Below are 3,314 nucleotides of genomic sequence, written 5' to 3' on the forward strand. Positions count from 1 at the left end.
AGCCCCCAAAGGCGTAAGCCTCGTCGCTGGCCTCGGTGCCGACGCGCTTGGCAAGGGTCAGGCAAGTCATGGCCACATCCTGGGCGGTATCCCAGAAACGGTTGAGGGTGACGATGGTGTCGTCATTCATCTCGCCCTTGATCGACATGGCGTTGATCAGATTGACGATCGAACGGCTGCCCAGCAGGTTCACCGCGCGCTTGATCGAAGTGATCTTGTTGCTCAGGCCGTAATACGGCGAGTTGACGATTTTCAGCAGCGAACCGGACAGGCCGGGATCCTGGGAGATCAGCTTGGCGATCACCTCCAGGTCCGGGTCGGGCATGTACTGCTCCATTTGCAGATCCACCATGATCTGCGGCTGCGCCGGCACACTGATGCCTTGCAGGGATTGTTGAATCTGTTCGGTGGTCAGCTCTTGGGACATAAGTACACACTCTGGGACAGGCGGCGATTCTAACCTCTAAAAACCGCACGACGACACACCAGTGGGCAATTGTCAGGAACTTTCATTCACGCTCAGCCTTCGGACTGTGTAAGGCCGACCGGACAAACAAGCACCGGCTCGGCGGTAATTTCCCGCAGACTCAGGAGCTTATTGATGACTACCTCCCTCACCGGCAAACGCGTCGCCATTTTGGTAACAGACGGTTTCGAACAGGTCGAGTTGACCGGCCCCAAGCAGGCTCTCGAGCAGGCCGGCGCCCAGGTCGACATCCTCTCCGCCGAGGCCGGCAAGGTCAAAGGCTGGAACCACGACAAACCGGCGGATGACTTCAAGGTCGACCAGACCTTTCAAGGCGCCAGCAGCGAGCAGTACGACGCGCTCGTCCTGCCGGGCGGCGTGCAGAACTCCGACACCATCCGCATCGACCAGGATGCCCAGCATCTGGTGAAAACCGGGGCCTCCGCCGGCAAACCGATTGCGGTGATCTGCCATGGCGGCTGGTTGCTGATTTCCGCCGGGCTGGTCAACGGCAAAACCATGACCAGTTACAAGACCCTCAAGGATGACCTGGTGAATGCCGGGGCCAACTGGGTCGATAAAGAAGTGGTCAAGGACGGTCATCTGATCAGCAGCCGGCAGCCGGATGATATTCCGGCGTTCAACAAGGAGCTGATCGACGCGCTGTCAGCCTGATCTGTGGGCTAGTGAATTCATGTGGTGAGGGGATTTATGTGGCGAGGGGATTTATCCCCGATGGACAGCGCAGCTGTCCCAAATCGATTCACGCGGTCGGTCAGACAACTGCGTTCGGGGTTTGCGGCTGCTACGCAGCCGATCGGGGATAAACCCCCTCGCCACAGTAAACTCCTTCTTCACTGATTGCCCTTGCCACATATCCACTCACCAGCCAATCAGGCCGAGCAACACGCTATACTCCCGCTCTTTTTTCCGGAGCGACGTCATGTCCCTGCCTAGCCTGCGCCTCAAAGCCAACGCCGACCGTCGCCTGCGCAACGGCCACTTGTGGGTCTACAGCAACGAAATCGATGTGGCCGCCACGCCACTGCACGGCTTCAAGGCCGGCGATCAGGCGATCCTCGAAGCTGCCGGCGGCAAGCCGCTGGGCATCGTTGCCATGAGCCCGAACAACCTGATCTGCGCGCGTCTGCTGTCGCGCGACATCAAGTTGCCGCTGGACAAGTCGCTGCTGGTGCACCGCCTGAACGTGGCCCTGTCGCTGCGCGAGCGTCTGTTCGACAAGCCGTTCTACCGCCTGGTCTACGGCGACTCCGATCTGCTGCCAGGTCTGGTAGTCGACCGTTTCGGCGACATCCTCGTCGTGCAGATCGCCTCGGCGACCATGGAAGCGCATAAAGATGCCGTGATCGCTGCACTGACCCAAGTGCTCAAGCCGAGCGGCATCCTGTTCAAGAACGATTCCGCCGCCCGTGATGCCGAAGGCCTCAACCGCTACGTCGAAACCGTGTTCGGCCTGGTGCCGGAGTGGGTGGCCCTGGAAGAGAACGGCGTGAAATTCGAAGCGCCGGTCATTGGCGGCCAGAAAACCGGCTGGTTCTACGACCACCGCATGAACCGCGCCCGTCTGGCCCCTTACGCCAAAGGCAAACGCGTTCTTGACCTCTATAGCTACATCGGTGGCTGGGGCGTGCAGGCTGCCGCGTTCGGCGCCAGCGAAGTGTTCTGCGTCGACGCATCGGGCTTTGCCCTCGACGGCGTCGAGCGTAACGCCGCGCTGAACGCTTCGCCGACAAGATGACCTGCATCGAAGGTGATGTGTTCGAAGCGCTGAAGGAACTCAAGGCCAGCGAAGAACGTTTCGATGTGATCGTTGCCGACCCGCCTGCGTTCATCAAGCGCAAGAAAGACATGAAGAACGGCGAAGGCGCCTACCGTCGTCTGAACGAGCAAGCCATGCGCCTGCTGACCAAGGACGGCATTCTGGTCAGCGCTTCATGCTCGATGCACCTGCCGGAGGACGATCTGCAGAACATCCTGCTGACCAGCGCCCGCCACCTGGACCGCAACATCCAGTTGCTTGAACGCGGCGGTCAAGGTCCGGATCATCCGGTACACCCGGCTATCGCCGAGACTCGCTACATCAAGAGCATTACCTGCCGTCTGCTGCCGAACAGCTGATTGCCCATGAAACGGGGAGCCTGCGGGCTTCCCGTTGGCTTTACGGCGATGCAATATCGTCGAATTTCTTTCCTTTTCCTACAACTAACTTCCTACATGTACGCAGGACATTTCCCTGCGCGTTGAATTTCAAGAACTAAAACTTACAAACTTGACCTTGCAGCACATCCACTCCGACAAAATTAATAGAAATTTCCTACCCAAGTATCGCTTGCCAATAATTCATTACAACCTATTATTAAGTTGTCACCACGACGGTGACATTCACTCTAAATGAACAAGGAGTTCATACTTATGAAAGCAATTACTCTGGAAACCAACAAAATCGCAAACCTGGCTTTTCTGGTTGCGCCTAAAACCCGCTAAGTAAACCGGAACGCTGGGGAGTGCCGGCACCCCAGCGTTCTTTCAACTACGTCCAGAGTGATGAATACAACATGTACATCAATCCTTATTTATTCATATTGCCGCGCACACCCGGACAAATAGTCTGGAACTACAAAAACCACACTCAACATGAACTGGACCTGAGTTACTCTTGTCGACTTGCACAACTAATCAACAATCCGGAACAATTCGATAGACGCAACATAATAGACTCACAACTTCTAAACGCAGGCATATTAACCGTTGCAAAAATAGACAGTCCGCCATGGGGCTGGGACGAGCTGTCGAAGATTTATCATATTGGTACCCAGAACATTCCCTG

2 protein-coding genes and 2 pseudogenes are annotated in these 3,314 nt (G+C 56.7%); 3 read left to right on the forward strand and 1 reads right to left on the reverse strand.

Going from position 1 to position 3,314, the window contains the following annotated elements; translation table 11 throughout:
* Positions 1-373: HDOD domain-containing protein (locus HT737_RS13700; protein ID WP_182402884.1), on the reverse strand; the 373-nt coding region annotated here is incomplete at its 3' end.
* Positions 374-601: 228 nt separating this feature from the next.
* Here HT737_RS13700 and HT737_RS13705 point away from each other — a divergent pair.
* The 3 genes and pseudogenes from HT737_RS13705 to HT737_RS31200 all read left to right on the forward strand — a co-directional run.
* Positions 602-1,141 carry a type 1 glutamine amidotransferase domain-containing protein gene (locus tag HT737_RS13705; RefSeq protein ID WP_182402882.1) on the forward strand — a complete coding sequence of 180 codons (540 nt, stop codon included), beginning with the start codon at positions 602-604 and terminating at the stop codon, positions 1,139-1,141.
* Between the two features lie 268 nt (positions 1,142-1,409).
* Positions 1,410-2,605 (forward strand): annotated as a pseudogene (locus tag HT737_RS13710) (class I SAM-dependent rRNA methyltransferase).
* A gap of 437 nt (positions 2,606-3,042) precedes the next feature.
* Positions 3,043-3,314: pseudogene (locus tag HT737_RS31200) on the forward strand (dehydrogenase); the annotation flags it as partial.

It is taken from the genome of Pseudomonas sp. MD195_PC81_125 (assembly GCF_014060985.1).
GTDB classification, from domain to species: Bacteria; Pseudomonadota; Gammaproteobacteria; order Pseudomonadales; family Pseudomonadaceae; genus Aquipseudomonas; species Aquipseudomonas parakoreensis.